Raw genomic sequence first — 25,654 nt, 5'->3', positions numbered from 1 at the left:
GCCTCAGTCGCCGTATTTATTGGTCAGGGGCATCAGCCGTTCGTGCCCGAACGAGCACATCGACAGGCGCAGCACGGGCGGGAACTGGTAACGCTTCTTCTCGTTGCGCATGATCATGCAGTGGATCTTCTCCACGACTTCCGAGTCGAACCCCGCATTGACGATCTCCTCGCGGTGCTGGCCCTCCTCAATCATGCGCAGCAGAATGGCGTCCACCACCTCGTAGGGCGGCAGAATATCGCTGTCTTTCTGTCCCGGATGCAACTCCGACGACGGCTCCTTGTCCAGAATGTTTTCGGGAATCACATTGCCAAACGTGCGGTTGATATAACGCGCCACGTCGTACATCTCGCTCTTGTAGAGGTCGCCCGTGGGGCTGAACGCACCCGCCGTATCGCCGTAAAGCGTACAAAGGCCCAGCGCATTCTCGCTCTTGTTCGACGAGTTGAGCAGAATGTAATCCGTCTTGTTCTGCACGGCCATCAGCAGCACCGTGCGGATACGGGTCTGGATATTCTCCTCCGTGGCGTCGAACTCCCGCCCGCCGATGACCGGCTTGAGGGTATTCACCACACTGGTATATATTTCGGTAATGGGAATTACGTTGTATTCGATGCCGAGGTTCTCGGCCAGCTTCTTGGCGTCTTCGACCGAATGGTCCGACGAGAACTGCGAAGGCAGCAGCAGGGCGCGGACATTCCCGGCGCCCAGCGCGTCGGCGGCCAGACAGGCCACCACGGCCGAGTCGATACCGCCCGAAAGGCCGATGCAGGCCTTCTTGTAACCGTTCTTGAGGAAGAAGTCGCGGAGTCCGCAGCGGGCCGCCTGATAGACCATCCGCGTGCGGTCGTTGTAGGTCGAAGGAACCCCGACGGGAGGATTCTGGGCCTTGGTGTCGAAAATCTGGAAATCCTCCTCGAACTGCTTCATCATCAGCACCAGCTCGCCGCGGTTGTTGAACGCGCCCGACGTGCCGTCGTAGACGATGTCCGTCGCGCCTCCGACCTGATTGACCAGCACCAGATTCTTGGCTTCGACGAACGACAGATGACGCATCATATCGTAACGGTAGGTCATGGTGCCCTTGCCGTATTTGCGGGCGTTGATCGAGATGACGGTTTCGACCGACTTGTCGAAATCGTGCTCGCGGCTCAGGTCGTCGCCCACGATGATGGCGCACTTGTGACCTTTGATCGTCGCATATTCGAACCCTTTCGAGGGGACGAGAAAGCCCATTTCGCGGCGGGCCGTGATATATTTCTTGCCCACGTAGCGCAGCACCTTGCGGTCCTGAATCAGCGCCGCGGCGCTGATGGTTCCCTCGCGCGTGAGGATCGGCAGTCCCACGATCGCGGCGATGCCGTCGCAGCACGAAGCTATTTCGACCAGCGCGTCCTCGCACAATTCGAGGAAGGTCGTCTTACGCAGCAGATCGAAAGCCGGTGTCCCGCTCACGGCCTGTTCGGCAAAGATGACAAGGTCGGCGCGCTGCGCTTTCGCTTTGTTGATGGAATCGATGATTTTCGAGGCGTTGCCGTCGATATCCCCGATCGTGTAGTTCAACTGGGCAATAGCTATCTTCATTTGTTAGTAATTTTAGTCCGAAAATTACGACTTTGCAAAGTTAAGGAATATTTATAAAAGTCGGAAGGATTTTGATGTTAATAAATTAACACTCGCCGCACCGCCGCCGGCAGCCGGAGATTCCGCACGGCGCGAAAAAAAAGTTCCGTTTTTTCACGTTCCGTTCCGCCTGACGCCCAGCATTAGTTTCCTCAATGTAAGTAACATACGCGCACGTACCGTCTTGCATCCGACGGACGTTCTCCTTATCTTTGCCCTGACCGAATACAAACGTATCAGCAAACCAAACGTACAGCAAAGATGAAAAAAGTCGAAAAAACAGCCGGCGGCGCGAATTTCGCTGCCGTGACAGTAGGAAAGATGGACGAGTTGAACCAGCACACGCTGATCTTGGCTCCGGGCGTCGAGATCCCCGGAAAAGTATTTGCGGGCAGCGCCCTCGGCGCCACGGGCGCGGAGTTGTCGTTCCAGCGCATCGAGCCGGGCGCAGGCGTCGGGTTCCTCCACACCCACAAGACGCACGAGGAGCTCTACATCATCATCCGGGGCGACGGAGAGTTTCAGGTGGACGGCAAAATCTTCGCCGTCGGCGAGGGCAGCGTAATCCGGGTCTCCCCCGACGGCCGACGCGCGCTGCGCAACACCGGCGCGGAGCCGATGATTATGATCTGCGTCCAGTACAAAGCCGATTCGTTCGCATCGTCCGACGCCGACGACGGGGTGATTCTCGACGTCGGGGTCGTGTGGTAGCCGCCCGCGAAAACGAAGAGGGCCGGAGTTGAATGACTCCGGCCCTCTTGTTTACTGAATGATCCGCTACTCCTGAACCTCTTCGGGATCGGTCACGAGAATACGTCCGCAGTACTCGCAGATAATGATCTTCTTGCCCTGACGGATTTCCACCTGACGCTGCGGGGGAATGCGGTTGAAGCAGCCGCCGCAGGCGTCGCGCTTGACGGTCACCACGGCCAGTCCGTTGCGGACGTTCTGGCGGATACGGCTGTAGGCCGCCAGCAGGCGCTCGTCGATCTTGGCTTTGGCGCGGTCGGCCTGCACTTCGAACTCGGCGACCAGCGGTGCGGTCTCGGCCTCGATGCCCTCCAGCTCGCTCTTCTTGGCGGCAAGGTCTGCGGCGCGTCCGTCGGCTACGGCTTCGGCCTCCTCCAGCTGGAGCTTCTTGGCCTTCACGCCGGCGCTGTACTCCTTGAGACGCTTCTCGGCCAGCTCGATCTCCAGCTCCTGATACTCGATCTCCTTGGTGATGGCGTCGAACTCGCGGTTGTTGCGCACGTTGTTCTGTTGTTCCTTGTAGTTTCCGATAAGAATCTTGGCCTGATCCACCTCGCGCTTGCGCTGTTTGGTGAGCGTATTCAGCTCCTCGATTTCGGCATTGATGTTGTCGATACGGGTTCTCAGGCCGGTCATCTCATCTTCGAGGTCCTGTACCTCAAGAGGCAGTTCACCTTTTACCTTGTTGATTTCATCGATTTTGCTGTCGATCTTCTGCAGCTCGTAAAGCGCCATGATCTTCTCCTGCATCGAATAATCAACTTCGGCAGTTTTCTTTTGTGTTGCCATATAATGTCTTCTATAGTTTAGACTTAAACCAAATAGTTCACCGGATTGCGCGAGTCCTCACTCTTGCGAACCGCAAAGGTAATCAAATTTTTCGATAAAATATCAAATAAAATCTGAATTGCGCAATATTCGCTTTCAAAATGGCCTATATCTGCTACGGTGAGGGCTTTATCGGGCGTCATGAAGTCGTTGTACTTCATGTCCGCCGTGATGTAGATGTCGGCCCCTGCGCGGCGGGCTTCGCCGATCATCGAAGCCCCGGCCCCCGTGCAGACCGCCACGCGGCGCACCTCCGGCGAAGCGATGTCGCTATGACGCACGACGCGCACGCCGAGCGTTCGCTGGATATGGCGCATGAACTCCACGGTCGCCACGGCTCCCGGCAGTTCGCCCACCACGCCGAACCCGACCTTCGCGTCGGCCGCGGAGGGCTGCAGCACACGCAGGTCCGCCACGCCCAGCATCTCGGCCAGCCGCCAGCTCATCCCCTCCGGCGCGCTGTCGAGATTGGTGTGACAGGCATAGAGCGCAATGCCGCTGCGGATGGCCCGCTCGACGCAGCGCTGCACCTGATCGGCCGAATTGAACCGCTTGAGGGCATGGAAAACGATCGGATGGTGCGTGATGATCAGATCGCACCCCTCGCGCTCGGCTTCGGCCATCACCTCGTCGGTGACGTCCACGGCCAACAGCGCCTTGCGCACCTCGTCGTCGGGCCGGCCCACGATCAGCCCGGCGTTGTCGTACGACTCCTGCCACGCCAGCGGCGCAAAACGCTCGATGACGTCGGTTATTTCCCGGATAAGCATAATTTATATCGTTAACTGTATTAATAGAGGCCCCGCCTAAAACAGCGACTGCTCGTAAAAGGCGAACAGCTCCTTGTTTTCGACCTCCTCCTTCTTGCGGCGGGGTTTGCGGATACGCTTCGCCACCGAGTGTCCCGCATCGGCGGCTTCCTCACCTTCCGCAGCGATCTTCACCACGGGTTTGCCCCTGCGGCGGGGTGCGGCGGCTTCGGCGTCCGGCGCATCCGGCACGGCACCGGCGTCAGTATCGGCGTCGGCGTCAGCGTCGGCAAGGATTTCCCCCTCGCCGGCCTTCAGGTCCTCACGCACCTCGACCAGCAGCGCGCGGATACGCTGCAGACGCTCCATCAGCTCCGCATCGCGTTCCATTCCGCCCTCGGCAGGCTGCTGCCGGAGTGCTTTCTTCGCCCCTTCGAGGGTCATTCCCCGCTCCTTGACCAGATGATAGATCAGTTTGAGATTCTCGACATCCCGCGGCGAGAAGAGACGGTTTCCTTTCTTGTTGCGCTTGGGGCGGATGACGCTGAACTGCGACTCCCAGTGACGGATCAGCGACGCATTGACATCGAACATCTCGGCCACTTCGCCCATCGAATAAAAAAGTTTCTCGGCCATATCTATTGTTTAATAATTCGCAATGAATTGGGGTACATGTTGTTTACCCGGTTTCCTATGCGCTTCGCGAATCCGAGCGCACGGCCCCGCGCGCACACCAGATTGATCCCTTCGGCAAAAGGTCCGGCCCCGATCTCCTGCCTGCGCAGGAAGCGGAGCGTCTGCTCTTCGTCCAGCTCCGCGGCGGGAACCGCATCCCGGTTCAGTCCGCAGAAGAACGCCAGCGCGGGATCGGGACGCAGACGCCCCTTGAAGAGCTGCCCCATCGCCACGCCCGAATATATCACCGGAAGCGCTTCGGCCAAAACCTTCACGGCTTCCGCCTGCGCGACGTAATAGCCGTAACAGGTGTCGGCGACCGTCGCGAAGCACATCCGTTCGGGGCTGTTCACCCAGCGGCGCAACTCGGCTGCCGCAGCTCTGTCCACCGAAGCGAAGACCGTGCGCCGCGCCTTGGGCGTGCGGCAGCGGCCGCCCGCATCGAAAGCCTTGCGGACCACGGCGGCAAAAAATCCCTCGCCGCGCGCCCGGTGGGGATAAAACCGGAAGGTCCGGAACGCGCCCACGCGTCCGCAGACAATCCCCCACGACGCATCGACGGCGACCTCCCCGGCCTGCGCCGCTTCGTCCTCCGCCCAGCCGAGCATCCGTTCGAGCGCGCCTTCGTCCTCGTCGCGGTTAAACGTACAGGTGCTGTATATCAGCACTCCGCCGGGTTTGAGCGCACGCCACGCTTCACGCAACAACTCGTCCTGCCTTGCGGCACAAAGCTTTACATTGCCTTCGCTCCATTCGCCGCGGGCGTCGCGGTCCTTGCGGAACATCCCCTCGCCGGAGCAGGGAGCATCCACCGCCACCACGTCGAACCACGCTTCGAAACCGCCCAATTGCCGGGCTTCGCACGTCGTCACCGCAACGTTGCCCGTGCCCCACTTGCGGACGTTGTCCGCCAGCACCTGAGCGCGGCGGCGGTCGATCTCGTTGGCGACGACCAGCCCGTCAGGCCCCGCGAGCGACGCATAGAGCGTCGTCTTGCCGCCCGGAGCGGCGCAAAGGTCGAGAATCCGCCTGCCGGCGACTTCGACACCCTGCAACAAATGTCCCACGAACTGCGACGCGGCCTCCTGCACATAGTAGGCCCCCGCATGAAAATCGCTGTCGAAGGTGAACTGCGGCCGCGCCGCGAGGTAATATCCGTCGCCGCACCACGGCACCCGGCCGTCGGCGTCGGCCAGCACGGCAGGCTGCACTCCGTCCGAACGGCCGGCCGCCTTGTCCGCGTCCTCCTCCCGCCCGGCTCCGCCGTTCTCCGGACCGCCGCACTTGGCCGGGTTCAGGCGCACCGACACGGGCGGCTCGGTGTCGAGCGCCGCGCAGAGCGCCGCGCCCTCGCTATCGCCCAGATCGCGCAAAACGCGCTCGGCAAACTTCGCAGGCAGCGTCATGCGTTACTTCCGGGTATTAAGCGCATCCAGCCGCGCGCAGATTTTATCCAGCACGGCAGGGTCCGAAATGAAATCCTCATGGTCCTTGTCCACCACGAGCACGTCGCCTTCGTATATGTTGTCTATCCAGTTGTTGTACTTGTCGTTCAGCCGCTTGAGGTACAGCTCGTCGATATTCATCTCGTACTCGCGGCCGCGCTTGCGGATCTGCGAAATCAGCGTCGGAACGCTCGCCTTGAGATAAATCAGCAGGTCGGGCTTGGGAATCAGCTCGGTCACCAGCCTGAAAATCTTCATGTAGGTTTCGATGTCGCGCGTAGGCATCAGCCCCATTTCATGGAGGTTGCCGGCAAAGATATGCGCATCCTCGTAAACCGTGCGGTCCTGAAAAATCACGCCCGAACCGCCGTCGGAAAGCATGTCCATCGTCTGCTGGATGCGGCTTCCCAGAAAGTACATCTGCAGATTGAACGACCAGCGGTTCATATCTTCATAGAAGTCGCCGATATAGGGGTTGTTGCACTCTTCGAGATACGACTTGGCATTGTAGCGCTTGGTCAGAATCTGGGTCAGCGTCGTCTTTCCGCTTCCGATGTTGCCTGCAATTGCTATATACATATTATACGATATTTGTTTTACATTTTTGTCCTGCCGGAGCATTCCGGCGCCCTGTCATCATGGCGTCGCGCCGCAAAAACGTCCGCCGTCACTTCTTCTCCCCGCCGAACGCCAGTATCTCCTCGGCCACATGGCGGTCGTTGACCAGCCGCGGCACCTTGTTCTTGCCGCGGGCGCGCAGCCATGCGAGGAAAAGCCCGCGGTCCACGACCGTCAGCCGCTGCCGTTCGAGCGTGGTCCGGCGCTTGGCGTCGTAATCCGAATTCACGGCCCGCAGCTCCCGGTCGAGCGCCTCGGCGAAATGCTCGCGGCTGTCGGGCTCACGCTCGAACTCCACGATCCACTCGTGGGCGCCCCGCTCCCGGAGCGACATGTAGCACGGCGCCACGGTATACTCCCCGACGACGGCCCCGGTCTCGTTGCTGGCGGCGATCAGGGCACGGTCGGCGTTATCGACGATCAGCTCCTCGCCGAAGACGTTGATATACTGCCGCGTGCGGCCCGCGAACCGGATCCGGTAGGGATTCGTCGAGGTGAACTCCACCGTATCGCCGATTTCGTAACGCCACAAACCGTTGTTCGAGGTGATCAGCATGGCGTACACACGGCCGCACTCCACGCCCTCCAGCGGGACGATCGTCCCGCCGCTGCGGAACTCGAAGAAGTTGCCGTAATCGAGCATCAGCAGCATGTCGTCGCGCGACGGATCGTCGGCCAGCGCGAAGAAGCCCTCCGAAGCGTTGTAGGTCTCCATGTACTGCATCCGCTCCGAGGGTATCAGCGCCTCGAACGAGCGGCGGTAAGGGCCGAATTCCACGCCCCCGTGGGCGAACATGCAGAGGTTGGGCCACACTTCGAGCAGGTTCTGCCGCCCCGTATATTCCAGCACGCGACGCATCATCGCCAAATTCCACGACGGCACGCCCGCAAAGGCCGTGATGTTTTCGCCGACGCACTCGCGGCAGATCGCCTCGACCTTGCGGTCGAAGTCGGGAATGAGCGCCGTGGCCATACGCGGCGCACGGAACCAGCCGCTCCAGAACGTCGTCTCGTGTATCAGTATGGCCGACAGGTCGCCCACCAGATTGCGCCCTTCGCGGCTGCACGACCCGCCCAGCGTCAGCGTCTTGCCTTCGAAAACCCCGGTCTTCGGATTGTTGCCCGAAAAGACCGTCGCCACGTCGCGCATGCCCAGCGTATGGTTCCACCAGAGCGACTCCTCCGTGACCGGGATGTATTTGCTCCGGTCCGACGTGGTGCCCGACGAACGGGCGAAGAGCTTCACGCGGCCCGGCGAGGCGACGTTTTTCTCGCCGGCCAGCATCTTCTCGATGTAGGGCTTGAACGTCTCGTAATCGAACGTTTCGACCATCGTCTGGAACTGTTCGACCGTGCGGACATGCCCCAAGTCGTAACGCCAGCCGAATTCGGTCCGCCGTCCGCGGCGCAGCAGCTGCCTGAAGACGCGTTCCTGCGTCTCGGCCGGCCGGCGCCGGAAACGGTCGATGGCCCGCTCGCGCTGCGAAAACCATGCTTTGAGTAATATGCTTCTGAATGACACGTGTCTGTTCGGTTTCGTTGCCGGCAGCGCGGCACGCGCCGTCAGTTAAAAAAGTATCCTACTTTGCCCACGGACGCAGGCATGGCGAAGACCACCACGCGGTCGTAGGGGTTGATTTCCATATTGTCCACGGCGATGAACACCTTGTCGCCGCGCACGATGCCGCCGATGATCGTATCTTCGGGAAGTCCCATGTCCTTGATCCGGGTCTTGACGGCCGGAGCGTTGGGCTTGACGATGAACTCCAGCACCTCGGCGTCGCTGCCCGTCAGGCACTTGATGGCCTGCACGTCGGTGGACATCGTGAAGCGGAATATGTTCGACGCCGTCACCAGTTTCTTGTTGATGATCGTGTCGATGCCGATCGACTCGGCGAGGTTGATGTAATTGAGGTTCTCGACCTCGGCGATCACCTTCTTGACCCCCATGCGCTTGGCGAGCATCGCCGCGAGGATGTTGGTCTCGCTGCGGCCCGTCACGGCCACGAAGGCGTCCATATTGGAAAGCCCCTCCTCCATCATGGCCTCGGTGTTGCGGCCGTCCTCGTTGATTATCAGCGTCTTATCCAGCAACTCCGCCAGCCGATAGGCCTTCTCTGCGTTGTAATCGACCAGCTTGATATTCACCTCCTCCTGCAATTCGGTGGCGATGCGGATGCCGATGCGCGAACCGCCGAGGATCATCATGTTCTTGATCTCGATATTGGACTGCCCGGAGAACTCCATGACCTGCTTCACGGCGTCCTGACGCGCGATGACGTAGATCACGTCGCCCTCGGTGAAGATCTCGCCCTGCCGGGGGATGATCGTCTCGCCGCCCCGCGTGATGGCCACCGTGCGGTAGCTCAGCGGCGTCTCGTCGTCGTCGAAGCCCTCGATCTGCCGTCCCACCAGCGGCGAGGCCGGTTCCAGACGGAACACCACCAGCGAGAGTTTGCCGCTCGAAAAATCGACATACTCCGTAGTCGAGGTGTGCCCCAGCAGGTTGATGACCTCGCGGGCCGCCACCTTTTCGGGATAGAACAGGTAGTCGATGCCCATGTCGATGAACATCTCCTTGTTGTTGGGTTCGAGGTACTCGTTGTTGTCGATGCGGGCGATGGACTTCCGGGCGCCCAGCTTCTTAGCCAGCATCGCCGCCACGACGTTGTCGTTCTCCTCGTGGTTCACGGCGATGAAAAGGTCGCACTTGCGCACCGAAGCCTTGCGGAGCACGGCGAAGGTCGTCGAATCCCCCTCGACGGTAATCACGTCGGCCAGACTCCCCACGTCGGAAAGCAGTTTCTGGTCGCTGTCGATAATGGTGATGTCGTGGCCGTTGCCGCTCAGCATCTTCGCCAGATGGCTCCCCATCTCTCCCGCTCCCGCTATTACGATTTTCATAGTATTGCGTCGTTGTCTTTTTGCATCCGCCGCCGAAGAGAGGGCAGCGTTTTTGCAATTTATCTTACAAATGTATACATTTGTGACCGAAAGCCAAAATTTCGGGACGTAAAAATACCTTATTGATATGCCGACATGGTTAATCGTTTTTCTGTTCGCGCTGGGGGCCGTGGCCCTTTTCGTCGTGGGCATGTCGCTGACGCTGATGATCAAGGGACATAACATCGACTCCGAGATCTCGACCAACAAGAACATGCAGCGGCTGGGCATCAAGTGCGCCGTACACGAAACGCGCGAAGCGGACGGCAGCGCCGGCTGCTCCGACACGCATACGGCCGCGGGGTGTTCGGGCAACTGCTCGGCCTGCGACATCGAAGAGGCCGGGCACAAGAAATAGTCCCGGAGCGAACGGACTGAAACCCCTGCAAACCCGCCGAACATGATCCGACAACCCGAATCCCCGAAGACATTCGTCTGGCGCATATGCTCGGCGCATGTGATCGCCTACTTCACCGCCGGCGTTTTCGCCCTGCTCTTCCTCGATTACAGAACCCACTTCTCGTCCGAGTCGCTGGCTCTGCTGATGCGGCCCGTAAGCTCACCGTGGGTCGCGCTCGGCCCCGGACTGCAGATTTTCCGCGGAGTGCTGATCGCGCTGGCGCTGCTGCCCGTACGCGGATTCCTGTACGGCAAAAACGGATTCCTCAAGCTGGCGTGGCTGGTTCTGGGCCTGAGTTTCATCTCGACCATAGGTCCCACGCCCGGCTCGTTCGACGGCTACATCTACACGATCCTGCCCGTGCAGTATCATCTGGGCGGAATCCCCGAAGCCGTTTTATACACCGCGCTCTTCGCGGGCATCCTCGCCTTCTGGCACAAATCCGGAAAAAGATACGTCACAACGCTCTCCATCGTACTGGTGGCCGTAATCGTGCTGTTCAGCGTCATGGGATTCCTCGGCGCGGCGCAGGTGGAGTAATTCGGTCGCAACAGGCAGGCTAGCAGGTTGACGCCCGGCCGGGATCGGCTGATGCCGACCGGAGCTGGCCGGAGGATGCCGACCGGAGCTGGCCGGAGGATGCCGAGCTGGCGAGGGCAGGCCGAAATTGGGCGGTGCAGGCTGGTGCAGGCCGAGACTGACCGAGACTGACCGGAATTGGCCGGGGTCGGACCGAGACTAACCGGGGCTGACCGAGACTAATCGGGGCGGCCCGCAACTGACTGACCAATAAAAAAGTCGTCCGTGCATCGGACGACTTTCTCTTCGTATATCTCGGAAACGGTTCGGAACCGCTTCCGTCAAATCTTGCAGTGTTTCGACCGGCAGACGAACCACGGATTGCGCAGGTCCTCCTCGTTGTAGAGCAGTTCCCGGTCATCGGGCAGCGTGCGGGTGCGGCCGCCCGCTTCGGCGAGGATCAGCTCGCCCGCGGCAGTGTCCCACTCGTACGTATGCGTCGTGCGGACATAATAATCGACCTTTCCCTCGGCCAGCAGGCAGAATTTGTAGGAACTCCCCTGCTCGATGATCTCCAGATCGGGATGCGCTTCGCGCAGGCGGGCGATATGCTCCGCCGTTTCGGGCGTCTGGTGCGACCGCGACACGGCCACCCGCAGGCGGGGGTGCTCCGCCCCCTCTTCGAGCGGCAGCTGCCGCCAGCCCGTGACGATCTGGTCGTAGGTGTATTCGGCGGCGGCATCCGGCGCAATATGCTCCTTGACGTAGGAACCCGAATCCCGCCCGGCGACGTACATCTTTTCGAAATAGGGGACATAAATGACCGCCCCCATGCAGACGTTGTTCTCCATCAGGGCGATATTCACGGTAAATTCGTTGTTTCCCTTGATGAACTCGACCGTTCCGTCGAGCGGATCGACCAGCCAGTACAACTCCCAGTTGCGGCGTTCGTCGTAGCGCATCTCGCGGCCCTCCTCACTCAGGATCGGGATGCGCGTGCGGCCCAGATATTCGCGGATGGTTTTGTGTGCTAGGCGGTCGGCGAGGGTGATCGGCGTCTTGTCGTCTTTGAGGCTTATATCGTAATCGTCTAAATTCTTGTAAATATTCATTATCGAGGCTCCGGCCCTGACTGCCGCATTGAACAGCGGCGGCAGCAGATACATCCTCACCTTGTCGTTTATCATCGTAGCTCGTTTTTTGAGTTCGGTAATTTCGATTGCCATGGTAAAGGTAACAAGAATTTATGATATGGTAAAATTTTTCACTCCTATTTTACAGCGGCGCAGCAGCCCCTTCTCGTCGCCGCCCGTACGCCCGCAGGCAATATCGCTAAGGGCCAACGAAACACATCCGGCGACGCACCACACGAGGGCTGCGGTGAGCAGCACGGCAGCCGCCGGCCACCGGCCCGTCCATACGGCGGCGACGATCGCAGCGGCCAGCGCCGCAGCCGGCACGACACGCAGAACTGCCTGCAAACCAATACGCTGCCTGCGCGCAGACTGGGGCGTATAGAAAACCGGCTCCCAAAGGCTCCGCCGCCGGCGCCACGGAACGGCTTTGCCCGGACGGCGCGCAAAACCGCCGGCCGCAACGACGGCTTCGCGGCTCAGCAACACGGCCGGCTCTCCGATCCGCGCACGCACGCAATCGCACCCTCCGACGCCCCGCGCCCCCACTTCAGCCACCAGCCGCACGACAGCGTCCGGCAGCAGAAACTGTCCCTCCCGCACCGGCAGCACGTAATCGTAGGCCGCCACTTCGGCCGCCGCATCGAAATCGCCGGCGGGAGTATCCTGCGCACGGTCCACCAGCACCAGCCTGCGGAAACGGCGTTTGCGCGAACGTCCCAGCGCACGCACGCCCGTCACGGGCAGCTCCTCCGACAGCGCGTATTCGACGCGGATCATGCGGTAGCGGGCCGTAAAGGCCGCAAACTCGACGGGATAACGCAGGGAATCGAGCACCACGATCACCTCATAGTGTGCATATTCGGCCGAAAGCAGGTTTTCGACCTGCTCCTGCGCATGGACGCCGCTGCACAACACCGATATCCCGATGCCGCCGGGCGTGTCGCTCGCCACGGCGTGCGAACCTGCCAGCAGCAGCCGTTTGTTATGTCCCCGCACGACCAGCCAGAGCAGCGCGAGGGCCGCAGCGGCGACAGCGGCAAGCAGCAGTAACAGCACGATCAGCATACCAGACTCCGTTTATAGGAATGTATAAGCGATTCGTAGTAGGGACGCTCCCGGTCGCCGAACAACCGCCGCAGCACGGCAGGCGCATAGCCCTCCCGCGCCATGTAGCGCATCAGCGCCTTGCGTTCGGCGCGGCTCATCGAGGCGATGCGGCCCGCCACCTCGCGTCGCCTGAGCGAACAGCGCATCGAGCAGAGCGTGTAGAGCGCTTCGCGGCCCAGCTCCGGCACCCTTTCGCGGGCCACCATCGCCAGCAGAAGCCTCTCCGCCTCCTCGATGCCGAACTGCCGCACGATGCCCAGCCCCACCATCCGCAGGTTGCGGTTCGGGGAGCCGACGAGCGGTTCGTAGGCGATCGGCAGCAGACCGCGGCGCAGCATGGCCATGATCTCCGACACTTCGCAGGCCGAAAAGGGATAGTCGTACTCCGCCATCCGGCGCAGCGAGGTCGCAGGTTCGGCCGCCAGCTGCGTCATCAGGGCGTAGAAGCGCACGTAACGGTTGCGGCTGCGCATATAGCGGGCGGCTTCGACGCCGACTCCGTCCCCGGCGGGCAGCCGGGAGAGCAGCATCAGGTAGCGCGCACGGCGGTACCCCTGCGCGAAGCGTATCCGGCGCAGCAGCCATCCGTCCAGCCCGTATTGCACGACGATGCGGCGCAGCGGCGCCGGGTCGAGCCCGTAGGTCGCCGCCACCAGCCTGCCGACGGTTTCGATCAGCAGACGGCGGGCGCCCGCACGGCGCAGGAGCGGAAAGCGCGGCACCTCTTCGCCGCCAGAAAACAGGGCGAGCATGACGATATGCAGGTATTTGCGCTGCAGCACGGCATCACGGCCGCGCCTGCGTCTGCGGCGCAGCCGCCCGACCGCCATCCCGCCGAGCAGCCAGAGCGTCACGGCGGCGGCCGCCGCGGAATATATCATGAAAAGCGTTTCGGTCATAAAAGCCGGTTCAAATCGTTGGACACCTTGCCCCGCAGCCGCTGCAGGCTCAGCGGAAAAGCCATATACTGGTCCACGCCGCACTCCAGCAGGCTCAGGACGGCCTGTTCGGACTGGAGCCACGAAACCACGTAAAACAGCGGCCGTCTCAGTCCCGCGGGACGCACGCTGCGCACAACGTCGCGGCCGCACAAGAAAGGGGCCACATGCAGCACGATCACCAGATCGAACAATACGCGGCGGCAAAGCCCTTCCATCTCGTCCGCATCGGCCGCACAACGCACCTCGGTGTGCATGTCGATCAGCGACAGACGCACCATGTCGCGCAGAAAAATATCGTCCGAAACAATCAGTATCCTGTTCATAAAACCCCGTCCGGCGTGTGCCGGTGCCCTGCCCCGGCCCAAAACCATGCCAGAGCCGCACGGGGCCAAAAAAATTTGCCGGATATGTTGTTTATAAGATAAATATGCGTATATTTGCACTCCGAATTATGTTCAAATACATAACCATCGAATAAATGTACGTTATAGTAGAGATTGCAGGTCAGCAATTTAAAGCTGAAAAAGGTCGGAAACTTTATGTTCACCGTCTTCAGGGCGAAGAAAATTCGTCCGTAAGTTTCGACAAAGTCCTGCTCACAGACAACGACGGTCAGGTCAAAGTAGGTGCACCTGTAGTAAAAGGCGCCTCGGTGAAGTGCAAGATCCTGAAACACCTCAAGGACGACAAGGTTCTGGTGTTCAAGAAAAAGCGCCGCACAGGATATCAGAAATGCAACGGCCACCGTCAGTATCTGACACAGGTCCTTGTAGAGGAAATTGTTGCATAACCCTTTAAAACGGAAGAGAAATGGCACACAAGAAAGGTGTAGGTAGTTCGAAGAACGGACGTGAGTCGGAAAGCAAGCGACTCGGCGTCAAACTGTTCGGTGGCCAGTTCGCAAAGGCGGGCAACATTATCGTTCGTCAGCGCGGCACGGTTCACAACCCCGGTGAAAACGTGGGTATCGGTAAAGATCACACGCTCTTCGCCCTTGTAGACGGCACCGTCGAATTCTGCAAGAAAGGCGCAGGCAAATCGTACGTGAGCGTAACTCCCCTGAGCGAGTAAGCGTTCCATAGGCAACACAAGACAAGCGGCTTCCCCGACGGGAGGCCGCTTATTTTGTGAACCCCGGAAGCGCAAGACACACGGTCCGAAGATCATAGGGCACACACACCAAAGATCATACGGCGACCACACGCCCCAAAGCCGTTTTTCGGCAATCGACTCCGCGGCCCGGCCCCAATACAGACAGTTAGTTGAAGATTGCGGAAAATTGATTACCTTTGTTATGCGGTACAGCGTATTGCATGCGTTCTTGACATATCGAGTATATAAACGATTGTATTTGTCTGCTCTGAATCTGGTAAATTTTTTGAAGACACCCTATACAACCGCCCCCGGAAGGGTGTGCGTTGTTTTTCGGTGTCGCAGGTTTACCAGAACCCAGAGCAGTCGGGATTCGGCGCAGCCCTTTCTTCTTTGGCACAAAGGGTGCGCGCTGTTTTGTTGGATTTACGGGTTTACCAGAACCTCAGGAGTTACAGATTCAGCGGCACTCTTCTTCTTTGGCACAAATGAGTCCATTTGTCCGCACTCCTGCCGATGCAATCGAATCATATGCGGCGGCAGGATACTTTCCGATAATCGGATTCTTCATACAAAAGAGAGTTGCGTCACTTTTTTCCTGCCGCCGTTCTTTTTTACTTTCTCCGTCCGCAACATATTCCGCACATCCGGCCGACCGAGCAGCTCCGCCGCATGACACAAAAAAAACGGTAGCCCCTCAGAGAAAGACTGCCGCAAATATTCCGCGTCGGCGAAACTACTTCTTCGCAGGCTCTTTTTCAACGGCCTTGAATACGGCCAGCGACTTGTCGTCGTCGAAGAAGGTCAGCTCCGACCCCTTGATTTCGAAACGGTCCACGTCGTCGAGCATCTTGACGAACGCATCTTCGTACTGCATGTCGGGGCAGGCCATCCGGGTCATGCCCATATTCTCGAATTCGAGTTTCTTGCCCTTCAGCTCATAGCGGCCGAAGAAACGGTTGCAGTTGGTGCGTCCGGCGACCATCGTGTCGGCAGCATTGAACTCCAGCGTGAAGAAATCCGCCTCCTGATTGATCGCCGTCGCCGGAATCGACCCCATTTGGGCGAGTTTCCAAGTCGTACCTTCGAGCGTCTTGTCCTGCGCGGCGCTTCCGCACGCAGCCATCGTAACGAGCAGCGCTGCGGCTGCAAAATACTTTTTCATCATAAATACATATAAGTTAATAACAGAACGCCGCGTGCAAAAACCGCACAAAACCTGACGGCGTCGACTCTTACGCGCCCCAAAGTTAGCAATTCCCGGCCGGATACGCAACCCCGGCGACAAAAAACACAGGCAGGTTCTCACATAGGCAGTTTTTGGGCAGCCCCCGCAAAAAAAGCCATCCGGAACAAATCGCTCCGGATGGCCGCAAATCGGGCAAAGCCCCGAATTACATTTTTCAGGAATTACATTTTTTTCAGATAAACCGCGATCTGCAGTTCCGTCGTTGCGTTGAACAGATCGTCGAGAATGACAGCGGGATCGAGTCCCATCATCTGCGACGGATCGAGTCCCAGCCCGCCGAGCACGTCCTTGAGCAGCTTGACATAGGGCAGCATCATGGCGCGGTCCACATACAGGCGGAACACACCGCCCTCAAAGGTGTACTTGAACGGAATGGCGTAATGGCTGTCGGTCGAAACGACACTCAGCCCCTTATAAGCGCCGAGCATCTTGTCGATCTCGGAAAGAATCTCCATCCCCTCCTGCTTCTCGATCGCCCGGATGAAATCCTTGCTGACGGCAGCGAAGAACAGGTTCGACTCCGTATAGAAACTCAGCGCGCCTTCGGGCAGGACAGCGGAGGTCTCGGCACTCGGAAATACCGATACGGCCTCGGCGAACGTCGGCGAGAAGATCGTCGTCATGATGTCGGCCCCCTCCTCGACCACCACGTCATGGTATTTGGCGGCAAACAAACCGTCGCTATGCAGATCGAGCTGAACCAGACCGCTCGACACGAATTGCGAACCGATGGCCGACACCAAATCCAAGATGGTATTGAACGGCATTACGAACGAACCGGCAGGCATCCCCCTGCTCTCCGAGAGATCGATACCGGGAATATTATCCGGATCCGTCCATGCAGCGGCTACTTCCAGATAAAGCCTCGAAGGCTCACCGCCCCACTCGTCGGGCACTTCTTTAAAGTAGTGCGGCGTATAGCTGCCGACCAATTCGGACGATACCTGCGGTTTCTTCACCTTTCCGTCGTCATCGTTACAAGCCGTAAAGGCGACCAAGGCAGCGCACACGACAAACACGGACGCAATTTTGTGCAAGAGATTTTTCATAAGCGAGATTAGATAGTGTTAATTCAAATGTGCGGCAAAGTTATCTCCGGGGGCTATTATGAACAAATAAATTCATTCGGGGGGGGGATTTTTCAAACGGACAGCAAATTTTTCATCACGAACCGAATCGCCGGAACACAAAAAAGGCCGCGGCACTGATGCCGCGGCCGAAGCCGTTTCGCCGCCCGGACGGATCTCGAACGACTCCCCGAACGGTTTTCGAACGAATCTCCGAACGGATTTCGAACGAACCTCCTGACAGCCCGCCGACCGAACGGTTTTCGAACCATCCGCTCGGACAGATTCCGGACTGTCGTCCGAACCTATTTCGGGCGCCTTCCCGAAGGAGTTTCAGACTGCCATTCGGAGGGGATTCCGCCCCACCGTCCGGACAAATCCCGGACCGCTTCCCGGAGGAATTTCAGGTCGTCATCCCGGACAGATTTCAGGTCGCCGGACGGATTCCGAACCGCCATCCGTACGAACCACAACTCGGACGCACCGCCGCCCCGGAAATCGCACCGAAAAGCGGGCGGCATTCCCGGCGGCGCAACGTGCGGCCGCAACCGCCTTATCCGAACAAGCGGTTCAGCAGCGCCGCCAACCTGTATCCGGCTTTCAGCACCTGCGCCTCGGCGAACTCGTACGAGAAAATGATGAAGTCGCGCGACTCCTCGTACGAAAGCGTCTGACCGGCCTTGGTCCAGTCGTAGATCACGCGGCACTCGCGGGCGCTGTCGGCCAGCCAGTCGCGGGGCGTGCCTTCGGCGATATCGCGTTTTTCCCGCTTCGAACAGCGGTCGAGCTGGTGCCCGTATTCCAGATAATGCCACTTGTTGCTCAGCGTAAGCGCCCACTCGTCCCAATAATTATGCAGGCCGTACTCCTTGCCGCTGAGCGTGAATTTGAAACTCTTGTACCACGGATATTTCACGTGCCCCGGACAGTGCATGTCGCCGACGAGATGTACGATAAAGCGGATCGAGACCGTCACCGTCGAATCGTTTTGATTGCGGTAATCTTCCACTTTCGCAATGCAGTCGTCCAGAAAAGTCATCGCGTCGCCTTCGGGATCGGGCACGTAGTTTCCCCCGGCATCGACCTTGTTGGTGTGCCACGTATTGGTGTGCCTGTAGGCCGGCGTGTGGCGGACCTGATCCATCCACGAGGCATAATAGACGATCGAACGGCTGCCGAGATACTTTTCGATGTTTTTCTTGGCTTTGGGCGTCAGGTTGCATTCGGCGATGTAGGCGATCGCATCGTGGCCGATTTTCCCCCAGCCGAACGCCGTCGCGCACCAACAGCTGAGCACGGCCGTCAGCAGACATACGGATAGTTTTTTCATTTCGAATTAGTTTTAAGGTGATTTCGAAACAAATATAAAGAATAGATGTTAAATAAGCAATAAAAAGCAATTACAATCATTTCTTTTCATGCTTTATCCTATCCATGCAAGCGATACGACGCCGGACGCGATCCGGCCCGACAATAAAAAAAGCCGCGGCACAATGCCGCGGCCTTTCACATAGCTGTCATACAGATCAGTACTCCATCTTGGCAAGACGCTGGTAGCTGTTGTAACGCCACTTGGCGTTCTCCTCAGCGGCAGCGAACAGCTCCTCGGCCTCGGCCGGGAACGACTTCTTGAGCGAAGTGTAACGCACCTCCTTCATCAGGAAGTCGCGGAACTTCGACCAGTCGGGTTCCTTCGAGTCCATCACGAACGGATTCTTGCCCTGCTCTTCGAGCTGCGGATTATAGTGCCACAGGTGCCAGTAGCCGCAGGCCACGGCCTCCTTGCCCACGGTCTGCGTGCGCGTCATGCCGCCCTTGATGCCGTGGTTGATACACGGCGCGTAAGCGATCACGAGCGACGGTCCGGGATAAGCCTCGGCCTCCTTCAGCACGTTGAAGAGCTGCATCTGCGACGCGCCGATCGAAACCTGCGCCACGTATACGTAACCGTAGGTCATGGCAATAGCGCCGAGGTCCTTCTTGCGGATACGCTTACCGGCCGACGCGAACTTGGCGACGGCGCCCACGGGCGTCGATTTCGACGACTGACCGCCGGTATTCGAGTAAACCTCGGTATCCACGACCAGAATATTCACATCCAGCCCCGAAGCCAGCACGTGGTCCACGCCGCCGAAGCCGATGTCGTAACCCCAGCCGTCGCCGCCGATGATCCACTGCGACTTCTTCACCAGCCAGTCCTTCATTTCGAGAATGTCCTTGCAGTAGTCGCAGCCGCAGGCCTCCATCATCGGGATCAGGCGGGCCGAAACCTCGGCCGACTTGGCCGACGAACCGCGCGCGGCGATCCACTCCTGCATGACGCCCTTCAGCTCGTCCGAGCACTTCGTACAGCCTGCGATCGCCTGCTCCATCGACTCCTGAATACGGTCGCGGAGTTTCTCGACGCCCACGTGCATACCCAGACCGAACTCGGCGTTGTCCTCGAAGAGCGAATTGGCCCATGCGGGGCCCTGCCCCTTGTCGTTGGTGCAGTACGGCGTCGAAGGAGCCGAACCCGAATAAATCGAGGTACAGCCCGTGGCGTTGGCCACCATCATCTTCTCGCCGAACAGCTGCGAAATAGCCTTGATATAGGGAGTCTCGCCGCAGCCTGCGCAGGCGCCTGAGAACTCGAAGAGCGGTTGTGCGAACTGCAGGTTCTTGACGCTCTTGGTCTTGTCCACGACCTGCTTGTAGCCGATATTCTTTACGATATAATCCCAATTCTTCTGCTGGGGCAGCTGCGATTCGAGCGGTTTCATCACCAGCGCCTTCTCCTTGGCGGGGCAGACGTCCACGCAGTTGCTGCAGCCCGTACAGTCGAGCGGCGAAATCTGGATGCGGAACTTGTAGTCCTTCGTCTCGCCCAGCCCCTGCTTCCACTCTACGCCCGAAGCGGCTGCTTCGGTCTCCGTTGCGAGGAACGGACGGATCACGGCGTGCGGGCAGACATAGGCGCACTGGTTGCACTGGATACAGTTCTCGATCTTCCATTCGGGCACGTTCACGGCGATGCCGCGCTTCTCGTAGGCGGCCGTACCGTTCTCCCACGTACCGTCCTCACGGCCCGTAAAGGCCGATACGGGCAGGTCGTCGCCCTTCAGGCCGTTGATCGGCTCGACGATCTTGCGCACGAATTCGGGACACGAAGCGTCCGAAACATGCACGAAGCCCTTGTCCTCGATCGAAGCCCACTCGGCAGGAATCTCGACCTTAACGACGGCATCGCCGCCGGCGTCCACGGCCGCATAGTTCATGTTGACGATATCCTCGCCCTTCTTGCCGTAGGACTTCTGGATCGCCTTCTTCATCTGCTCGACGGCCTTGTCGAACGGAATGACGTTGGCGATCTTGAAGAACGCCGACTGCATGATCGTGTTGGTGCGCGAACCCAGTCCCAGCTCGGCGGCGATCTTCGTGGCGTTGATGATATAGAAGTTGATCTTGTTCTTGGCGAGGTAAGCCTTCATGTGCGCGGGCAGCGTCTCGCAGGTCGTAGCGGCGTCGTGCACCGAGTTGAGCAGGAACGAGCCGCCGGCCTTCAGGCCCTTGAGCACGTCGTACTTGTCCACATACGAAGGCACGTGGCAGGCCACGAAGTCGGGCGTGGTGACCAGATAGGGCGAAGTGATCGGCAGGTCGCCGAAACGCAGGTGCGACGAGGTGTAGCCGCCCGATTTCTTCGAGTCGTAGGAGAAGTATGCCTGACAGTATTTGTTCGTCGTGCCGCCGATGATCTTGATCGAGTTCTTGTTGGCGCCCACCGTACCGTCGGCGCCCAGACCGAAGAAGAGCGCTTCGAACGTGCCGGGCTTGGCCAGCGAGATCTCCTCGCCCACGGGCAGCGAACGGAACGTCACGTCGTCCACGATACCCACCGTGAACTGGTTCTTGGGTTCGTTGGCCGCGAGGTTCGTGAACACGGCCAGCATCTGCGCCGGCGTGGTGTCCTTCGACGAAAGACCGTAACGGCCGCCGATGATGAGCGGCTTGTTCTTGCACGGGCAGGTGGCGAAAGCCTCCACCACGTCGAGGTAGAGCGGATCGCCGTTGGCTCCCGGCTCCTTGGTGCGGTCCAGCACGCAGATGCGCTTCACGCTTTCGGGCAGCACCTCCATCATGTATTTCACCGAGAAGGGACGGTAGAGGTGAACGGTCACGACACCCACCTTCCCGCCTTTGGCGTTCAGGTAATCGACCGTCTCCTTGAGGGTCTCGGTCACCGAACCCATCGCGATCACGATGTTCTCGGCGTCTGCGGCTCCGTAGTATACGAAGGGCTTGTACTCGCGGCCGGTGATCTTCGAAATCTCGCGCATCGCGTCTGCGACCATGTCGGGCACGGCGTCGTAGAAGGTGTTGGCGGCTTCGCGGGTCTGGAAATAGATGTCGGGGTTCTGGGCCGTACCGCGCGTCACGGGGTGTTCGGGGTTGAGCGCACGCTGGCGGAAGGCCTTCAGCGCGTCGCGGTCGAGCATCGCCGTCAGGGCGGCTTCGTCGATCAGCTCGATCTTCTGGATCTCATGCGAGGTACGGAAACCGTCGAAGAAGTGCAGGAACGGCACGCGCGACTTGAGCGCCACGATGTGCGCCACGCCCGCGAGGTCCATCACCTCCTGTACGGACGAGGTGGCGATCATCGCGAATCCGGTCTGGCGGGTCGCCATGACGTCCTGATGGTCGCCGAAAATAGACAGCGACTGCGCGGCCAGCGCGCGGGCCGACACGTGGAACACGCCGGGAAGCAGCTCGCCGGAGATCTTGTACATATTCGGAATCATCAGCAGCAGGCCCTGCGACGCGGTAAACGTCGAAGTGAGGGCGCCGCTCTGGAGCGAACCGTGCACGGCGCCTGCGGCGCCCGCCTCGGACTGCATCTCCACGACTTTCACCGTTTCGCCGAAAATATTTTTACGACCTTGTGCGGCCCACTCGTCCACGAGCTCGGCCATGGTCGAGGAGGGCGTGATGGGGTAAATCGCCGCAACTTCCGAGAACATGTATGCAACATGCGCCGCAGCGTAATTACCGTCACACGTGATAAATTTCTTTTCTGCCATTTTGTTAAAATTTTAGATGATATTGTGTGTGTTTTCTGAATTCAGGACAGAATGCGTTGCAAAGATAGCAAATCCGGCGGAAAAAACAGTCCGATTTCAGAACAAAAAATCAGGAATTTTTACCATTCGGGGTGTTAGCGGAATAACACTCAAGGTTGTTAATTTTTTAACACAAACCTGCGGAAATCACGGAGTTGCAAAACCGGTTTACCCATAGCGCGTTACCACGGCGGCACACTTTCCGGCGCTCCGCCGCGCCTCCTCCGGGGAGCGTCTCCCGGCTCCAGAACAGACGCACATTCCATGCCGTGCCAAAATAACGCAAAACAGCCTGCATTGAGCAAATTCGGGTTTAACGGATGGGTTGTTCGGGCAGTGCAATTGCAGATCGGGAAAATTTTTCTACTTTTGTTCCCCGAATTCGTTCTTTACATATCGTCATATGTCAACGATGTATTGGGACCCTAAAATCTGGTAAATTTTTTGCAATCCCGCAATATCCGTCGTACCCCGAAGGGTGCGTGCTGTAATTTGTGGGATTGAAGGCTTACCAGAGCCGTAGGGTCCACAGATTCGGCAGCACTCTTCCCGTTTTCCTGCCGCAGCACACCGGGCCATATGCGGCGGCAGGATTTATGGATTCACAATCCCCAAACTTCATAGTCACAGAATCCATCAAACAAATGAGGCGTCACTACTATTCCTGCCGCCGCTTTTTTACTATCTTTGCAGCCATATGATCGAATACAAAAAGAAAATACTGGCGAACGGACTCACGGTCGTCGTCAACCGCGACCCGGTCTCGAAGCTCGCCGCGGTAAACATCCTCTATAAAGTAGGCGCACGCAACGAAAATCCCGAACGCACGGGGTTCGCGCATCTGTTCGAACACCTCATGTTCCGCGGCACGCGCCGCATACCCAACTTCGACCTGCCGGTGCAGATGGCCTGCGGCGACAACAACGCCTTCACCAACAACGACTATACCGATTTCTACATCACCCTGCCGAAAGACAACGTCGAGACGGCCCTGTGGCTCGAAAGCGACCGCATGGAGGGGCTTGACATCACGCCCGAAAAACTCGAAACCGAGAAGCGCGTGGTGATCGAGGAGTTCCGCCAGCGCTACCTCAACCAGCCCTACGGCGACCAACCGATGCTGCTGCGGGCGCTGGCCTACAAGGTCCACCCCTACCGCTGGGCCACCATCGGGCTGACGCCCGAACATATCGCCCAAGCGACGCTCGACGAGGTGCAGGCCTTCTACCGCGCCCACTACCGCCCTTCGAACGCCATTCTTTCGATCTCGGCCGACATCGACGAAGAGAAGATGCTCGATCTGGCCGAAAAGTGGTTCGAGCCGCTCGCCAACCGGCCTGCGGCCCCGGACCACATCCGTCAGGAACCGGTCCAGACCGCACCGCGCCGCGAGGTCGCCGAGCGCGACGTCCCCGCCACGACGGTTTCGCTGGCCTTCCACATGGGCGGACGCACCTCGCCCGACTTCTACATCGCCGACCTCGTGTCGGACCTGCTGGCCGGCGGCGACTCGGCGCGGCTCTACACGCATCTGGTCAAGGAGCAGCGGCTGTTCTCGTCGGTGAACGCCTACATTTCGGGCGACGTCGATCCCGGACTCTTCGTCTTCACGGGCCAGCTTCTGCCGGAGACGACACCCGAACAGGCCGAAGCGGCCTTCCGCGCCGAAATCGAAGCGCTCCGGACCCGCCCTGCGACGGATTACGAGGTCGAGAAGGTCAAAAACAAGTTCGAAGCCAACACGCTCTTCGGCGAACTGAACGTAATGAACAAGGCGATGAACCTCGGCTTCTACGAGATGCTGGGCGACCTGCCGCTCGTCAACCGCGAGGTTGCGGCCTACCGGGCCGTCACTACCGACGACATCATCGACTTCAGCCGCCGCACGTTCCGGCCCGAAAACTGTTCCACCCTCATTTACAAAGCAAGCAAATGACACAACCGCCTCTCGTAATACCCGCGACCGTCGAGGTCCCGCAGGCCGAAAAGACGACGCTCTCCAACGGCGCCACGCTCTACACACTCGCCTCGGACGACTTCGAAGTGCTGCGCATCACCTTCGTGTTCCGCGCCGGATCGGCCGTGCAGCGGGTTCCCTTCTCGGCATCGGCCGCGGCGAACATGCTCGCAGAAGGCACGCGCGACATGACGGCGCAGCAGATCGCCGAACAGCTCGACTATTACGGCTCCTATTTCGACGTCAACATCGACCGGGACTACGCCTATATCAGCTTCTGCACGCTCTCCAAATTCTTCGGACAGACGCTGGCCGTGGCCGAGCAGGTGCTCCTGCATCCGACATTTCCGGAGGAGGAGCTGCGCACCTACTGCGCCAAGCGCAAACAGCGGCTGGCCATCGAGCGCACGAAAGTGGACGTCGAAGCCCGCGAAGCGTTCGCCCGGACGATGTTCGGTCCCGAACACCCCTACGGCATTTCGGCCGACGAAAACGATTACGACCGCCTGACGCGGGCCGACGTCGCGGAATTCTACGCCCGCCATTACACGGCCGCCAACGGCTTCGTAGTGTGCAGCGGACGCATCGGCGAGCAGGAACGGGAAGCCGTGGCCGCCCTCGCGGAACGGCTGCCGCGGTCGGAGTCCGAAACCGGGACGCCGTTTCCGGCGCCCGTAACCCGGCACGAAGCCTTCGTCGAACACCCCGGCGCCGTGCAGTCTTCGGTCCGCATCGGACGCATGCTCTTTCCGCGCCAGCATCCCGACTTCTTGGGCATGCAGGTCGTGGCATCGGCGCTGGGCGGCTACTTCGGATCGCGCCTGATGCAGAACCTGCGCGAAGAGCGCGGCTACACCTACGGCGTGGTGGCCGCCATGGTCAATTTCGAACAGGCGGGCTACTTCGCCGTCGCAACGCAGGTCGGCACCGACGTCACGCGCGACGCCCTGCGGGAGATCTACGCCGAAATCGAACGGCTGCGCACGGAGCCGATGCCCGACGAGGAACTTTCGCTGGTCAAGAACATCATGATCGGCGAAATGATGCGCATTCTCGACGGTCCGTTCGGCATCGCCGACGTCACGATCGAAAACATCCTCTGCGGCCGGGACCACACCGTCATCGGCGAGAACATCCGCCGCATACAGGCCATGACGCCCGCCGACATACAGCGTCTGGCGCAGAAATACCTCGCGCGCGAGGATCTGGTGACCGTCATCGCAGGCGACCCCATCCCGGAGGAGCGGCAGGCCCCGGAAGAAAAGGCGGATCGCCAGTGACGCGCAGCCGAATTTCACCCCGGCGGCCGCAGCAGCGCACAGACAGAACAGTAAGCGGAAGCCCCGACCATACGGAACCGGCAACAAAAAAGCATCCCTCAACGGGATGCTTTTTATTTCAATGCAGGCATATGACGCATGGCCGCAGGCTTATGATCGCACAACGTATGACCGCA

At 59.5% G+C, this 25,654-nt stretch carries 23 protein-coding genes; 7 read left to right on the top strand and 16 right to left on the bottom strand.

Features of this window, described 5'->3' with window-relative positions; translation table 11 throughout:
* Positions 1-3: 3 nt before the first annotated feature.
* Complete coding sequence (locus ACESTR_RS11045) at positions 4-1,584, bottom strand: NAD+ synthase (RefSeq protein ID WP_014774367.1); 1,581 nt, start codon at positions 1,582-1,584, stop codon at positions 4-6.
* A gap of 300 nt (positions 1,585-1,884) precedes the next feature.
* Between ACESTR_RS11045 and ACESTR_RS11040 the strand changes: the two genes are divergently transcribed.
* A complete protein-coding gene (locus tag ACESTR_RS11040; protein WP_014774368.1) occupies positions 1,885-2,334 on the top strand; it encodes a cupin domain-containing protein in 450 nt (149 codons plus the stop codon).
* Positions 2,335-2,400: 66 nt separating this feature from the next.
* On the opposite strand, the gene ACESTR_RS11035 is transcribed toward ACESTR_RS11040, so the two are convergent.
* The 7 genes from ACESTR_RS11035 to trkA all read right to left on the bottom strand — a co-directional run bounded on the left by ACESTR_RS11035 (position 2,401) and on the right by trkA (position 9,592).
* On the bottom strand, positions 2,401-3,162 hold the full coding sequence (locus ACESTR_RS11035; RefSeq protein WP_009598809.1) for a zinc ribbon domain-containing protein: 762 nt from the start codon (positions 3,160-3,162) through the stop codon (positions 2,401-2,403).
* A gap of 23 nt (positions 3,163-3,185) precedes the next feature.
* Positions 3,186-3,971 carry a Nif3-like dinuclear metal center hexameric protein gene (locus tag ACESTR_RS11030; protein WP_009598822.1) on the bottom strand — a complete coding sequence of 262 codons (786 nt, stop codon included), beginning with the start codon at positions 3,969-3,971 and terminating at the stop codon, positions 3,186-3,188.
* A gap of 36 nt (positions 3,972-4,007) precedes the next feature.
* The gene (locus ACESTR_RS11025; protein ID WP_130063470.1) at positions 4,008-4,586 is read right to left on the bottom strand and encodes a MerR family transcriptional regulator; all 579 of its coding nucleotides are present in this window, start codon (positions 4,584-4,586) and stop codon (positions 4,008-4,010) included.
* A 2-nt stretch (positions 4,587-4,588) separates the two neighbouring features.
* The gene (locus ACESTR_RS11020; RefSeq protein ID WP_130063468.1) at positions 4,589-6,031 is read right to left on the bottom strand and encodes a methyltransferase RsmF C-terminal domain-like protein; all 1,443 of its coding nucleotides are present in this window, start codon (positions 6,029-6,031) and stop codon (positions 4,589-4,591) included.
* Between the two features lie 3 nt (positions 6,032-6,034).
* Positions 6,035-6,649 (bottom strand): deoxynucleoside kinase, encoded by a 615-nt coding sequence (locus ACESTR_RS11015; protein ID WP_014774372.1) that lies wholly within the window; start codon positions 6,647-6,649, stop codon positions 6,035-6,037.
* Between the two features lie 88 nt (positions 6,650-6,737).
* Positions 6,738-8,210: a GH3 auxin-responsive promoter family protein gene (locus ACESTR_RS11010; RefSeq protein WP_014774373.1), complete on the bottom strand. Its 1,473-nt coding sequence runs from the start codon at positions 8,208-8,210 to the stop codon at positions 6,738-6,740.
* Positions 8,211-8,251: 41 nt separating this feature from the next.
* Positions 8,252-9,592, bottom strand: a complete 1,341-nt coding sequence (gene trkA / locus ACESTR_RS11005; protein WP_130063366.1) for a Trk system potassium transporter TrkA — start codon at positions 9,590-9,592, stop codon at positions 8,252-8,254.
* A 127-nt stretch (positions 9,593-9,719) separates the two neighbouring features.
* Between trkA and ACESTR_RS11000 the strand changes: the two genes are divergently transcribed.
* Together ACESTR_RS11000 and ACESTR_RS10995 are read left to right on the top strand one after the other, a co-directional pair.
* Positions 9,720-9,989: a hypothetical protein gene (locus tag ACESTR_RS11000; RefSeq protein ID WP_009598904.1), complete on the top strand. Its 270-nt coding sequence runs from the start codon at positions 9,720-9,722 to the stop codon at positions 9,987-9,989.
* 42 nt (positions 9,990-10,031) lie between these two features.
* Entirely contained in the window at positions 10,032-10,571 is a 540-nt protein-coding gene (locus ACESTR_RS10995) for a hypothetical protein (RefSeq protein WP_279063966.1), read from the top strand.
* A 320-nt stretch (positions 10,572-10,891) separates the two neighbouring features.
* On the opposite strand, the gene ACESTR_RS10990 is transcribed toward ACESTR_RS10995, so the two are convergent.
* The 4 genes from ACESTR_RS10990 to ACESTR_RS10975 are packed head-to-tail and all read right to left on the bottom strand — an operon-like array spanning position 10,892 to position 14,057.
* Complete coding sequence (locus ACESTR_RS10990) at positions 10,892-11,737, bottom strand: 3'(2'),5'-bisphosphate nucleotidase CysQ (protein ID WP_278974353.1); 846 nt, start codon at positions 11,735-11,737, stop codon at positions 10,892-10,894.
* A gap of 57 nt (positions 11,738-11,794) precedes the next feature.
* Complete coding sequence (locus ACESTR_RS10985) at positions 11,795-12,751, bottom strand: hypothetical protein (RefSeq protein ID WP_244076441.1); 957 nt, start codon at positions 12,749-12,751, stop codon at positions 11,795-11,797.
* Positions 12,745-13,692, bottom strand: coding sequence for a hypothetical protein (locus ACESTR_RS10980; RefSeq protein ID WP_302576271.1), 948 nt, complete (start codon positions 13,690-13,692; stop codon positions 12,745-12,747). Before ACESTR_RS10980 ends, ACESTR_RS10985 begins: the two co-directional genes overlap by 7 nt.
* Entirely contained in the window at positions 13,689-14,057 is a 369-nt protein-coding gene (locus ACESTR_RS10975) for a DNA-binding response regulator (protein WP_244076439.1), read from the bottom strand. Before ACESTR_RS10975 ends, ACESTR_RS10980 begins: the two co-directional genes overlap by 4 nt.
* Positions 14,058-14,212: 155 nt before the next feature.
* Here ACESTR_RS10975 and rplU point away from each other — a divergent pair, with 155 nt between their 5' ends.
* Entirely contained in the window at positions 14,213-14,524 is a 312-nt protein-coding gene (gene rplU, locus ACESTR_RS10970; protein ID WP_009598864.1) for a 50S ribosomal protein L21, read from the top strand.
* Between the two features lie 20 nt (positions 14,525-14,544).
* Positions 14,545-14,805 carry a 50S ribosomal protein L27 gene (gene rpmA / locus ACESTR_RS10965; RefSeq protein ID WP_009598768.1) on the top strand — a complete coding sequence of 87 codons (261 nt, stop codon included), beginning with the start codon at positions 14,545-14,547 and terminating at the stop codon, positions 14,803-14,805.
* Between the two features lie 757 nt (positions 14,806-15,562).
* Here rpmA and ACESTR_RS10960 read toward each other — a convergent pair.
* From ACESTR_RS10960 to nifJ, 4 genes are all read right to left on the bottom strand, one after another.
* Positions 15,563-15,994: an META domain-containing protein gene (locus tag ACESTR_RS10960; protein WP_130063362.1), complete on the bottom strand. Its 432-nt coding sequence runs from the start codon at positions 15,992-15,994 to the stop codon at positions 15,563-15,565.
* 242 nt (positions 15,995-16,236) lie between these two features.
* Positions 16,237-17,094, bottom strand: coding sequence for a hypothetical protein (locus ACESTR_RS10955; RefSeq protein ID WP_302576266.1), 858 nt, complete (start codon positions 17,092-17,094; stop codon positions 16,237-16,239).
* Positions 17,095-17,695: 601 nt separating this feature from the next.
* Positions 17,696-18,472: a S1/P1 nuclease gene (locus ACESTR_RS10950; protein ID WP_227042503.1), complete on the bottom strand. Its 777-nt coding sequence runs from the start codon at positions 18,470-18,472 to the stop codon at positions 17,696-17,698.
* Between the two features lie 196 nt (positions 18,473-18,668).
* Positions 18,669-22,202, bottom strand: a complete 3,534-nt coding sequence (gene nifJ / locus ACESTR_RS10945; protein ID WP_149880963.1) for a pyruvate:ferredoxin (flavodoxin) oxidoreductase — start codon at positions 22,200-22,202, stop codon at positions 18,669-18,671.
* 736 nt (positions 22,203-22,938) lie between these two features.
* On the opposite strand from nifJ, the gene ACESTR_RS10940 reads away from it, so the two are divergent.
* Together ACESTR_RS10940 and ACESTR_RS10935 are read left to right on the top strand one after the other, a co-directional pair.
* Positions 22,939-24,177, top strand: a complete 1,239-nt coding sequence (locus ACESTR_RS10940) for a M16 family metallopeptidase (protein ID WP_195291599.1) — start codon at positions 22,939-22,941, stop codon at positions 24,175-24,177.
* On the top strand, positions 24,174-25,478 hold the full coding sequence (locus ACESTR_RS10935) for a M16 family metallopeptidase (RefSeq protein ID WP_279183444.1): 1,305 nt from the start codon (positions 24,174-24,176) through the stop codon (positions 25,476-25,478). Before ACESTR_RS10940 ends, ACESTR_RS10935 begins: the two co-directional genes overlap by 4 nt.
* Positions 25,479-25,654: the final 176 nt, after the last annotated feature.

The sequence above is a fragment of the Alistipes sp. DJF_B185 genome, from assembly GCF_964250025.1.
Classification (GTDB): Bacteria; Bacteroidota; Bacteroidia; order Bacteroidales; family Rikenellaceae; genus Alistipes; species Alistipes finegoldii.
Note: the sequence above shows the minus strand (reverse complement) of the source record. Positions and strands in the feature narration are given on the sequence as shown.

Coding starts and splice junctions, on each gene's coding strand:
- nifJ (WP_149880963.1), bottom strand. CDS start 22,202: ATGGCAGAAAAGAAATTTATCACGTGTGACGGTAATTACGCTGCGGCG.
- ACESTR_RS10960 (WP_130063362.1), bottom strand. CDS start 15,994: ATGATGAAAAAGTATTTTGCAGCCGCAGCGCTGCTCGTTACGATGGCT.
- ACESTR_RS10975 (WP_244076439.1), bottom strand. CDS start 14,057: ATGAACAGGATACTGATTGTTTCGGACGATATTTTTCTGCGCGACATG.
- ACESTR_RS10995 (WP_279063966.1), top strand. CDS start 10,032: ATGATCCGACAACCCGAATCCCCGAAGACATTCGTCTGGCGCATATGC.
- ACESTR_RS10950 (WP_227042503.1), bottom strand. CDS start 18,472: ATGAAAAAACTATCCGTATGTCTGCTGACGGCCGTGCTCAGCTGTTGG.
- ACESTR_RS11015 (WP_014774372.1), bottom strand. CDS start 6,649: ATGTATATAGCAATTGCAGGCAACATCGGAAGCGGAAAGACGACGCTG.
- ACESTR_RS11000 (WP_009598904.1), top strand. CDS start 9,720: ATGCCGACATGGTTAATCGTTTTTCTGTTCGCGCTGGGGGCCGTGGCC.
- ACESTR_RS11035 (WP_009598809.1), bottom strand. CDS start 3,162: ATGGCAACACAAAAGAAAACTGCCGAAGTTGATTATTCGATGCAGGAG.
- ACESTR_RS10985 (WP_244076441.1), bottom strand. CDS start 12,751: ATGCTGATCGTGCTGTTACTGCTGCTTGCCGCTGTCGCCGCTGCGGCC.
- ACESTR_RS11045 (WP_014774367.1), bottom strand. CDS start 1,584: ATGAAGATAGCTATTGCCCAGTTGAACTACACGATCGGGGATATCGAC.
- trkA (WP_130063366.1), bottom strand. CDS start 9,592: ATGAAAATCGTAATAGCGGGAGCGGGAGAGATGGGGAGCCATCTGGCG.
- ACESTR_RS10990 (WP_278974353.1), bottom strand. CDS start 11,737: ATGATAAACGACAAGGTGAGGATGTATCTGCTGCCGCCGCTGTTCAAT.
- ACESTR_RS11020 (WP_130063468.1), bottom strand. CDS start 6,031: ATGACGCTGCCTGCGAAGTTTGCCGAGCGCGTTTTGCGCGATCTGGGC.
- ACESTR_RS11025 (WP_130063470.1), bottom strand. CDS start 4,586: ATGGCCGAGAAACTTTTTTATTCGATGGGCGAAGTGGCCGAGATGTTC.
- ACESTR_RS10980 (WP_302576271.1), bottom strand. CDS start 13,692: ATGACCGAAACGCTTTTCATGATATATTCCGCGGCGGCCGCCGCCGTG.
- ACESTR_RS10940 (WP_195291599.1), top strand. CDS start 22,939: ATGATCGAATACAAAAAGAAAATACTGGCGAACGGACTCACGGTCGTC.
- rplU (WP_009598864.1), top strand. CDS start 14,213: ATGTACGTTATAGTAGAGATTGCAGGTCAGCAATTTAAAGCTGAAAAA.
- ACESTR_RS11040 (WP_014774368.1), top strand. CDS start 1,885: ATGAAAAAAGTCGAAAAAACAGCCGGCGGCGCGAATTTCGCTGCCGTG.
- rpmA (WP_009598768.1), top strand. CDS start 14,545: ATGGCACACAAGAAAGGTGTAGGTAGTTCGAAGAACGGACGTGAGTCG.
- ACESTR_RS11030 (WP_009598822.1), bottom strand. CDS start 3,971: ATGCTTATCCGGGAAATAACCGACGTCATCGAGCGTTTTGCGCCGCTG.
- ACESTR_RS10935 (WP_279183444.1), top strand. CDS start 24,174: ATGACACAACCGCCTCTCGTAATACCCGCGACCGTCGAGGTCCCGCAG.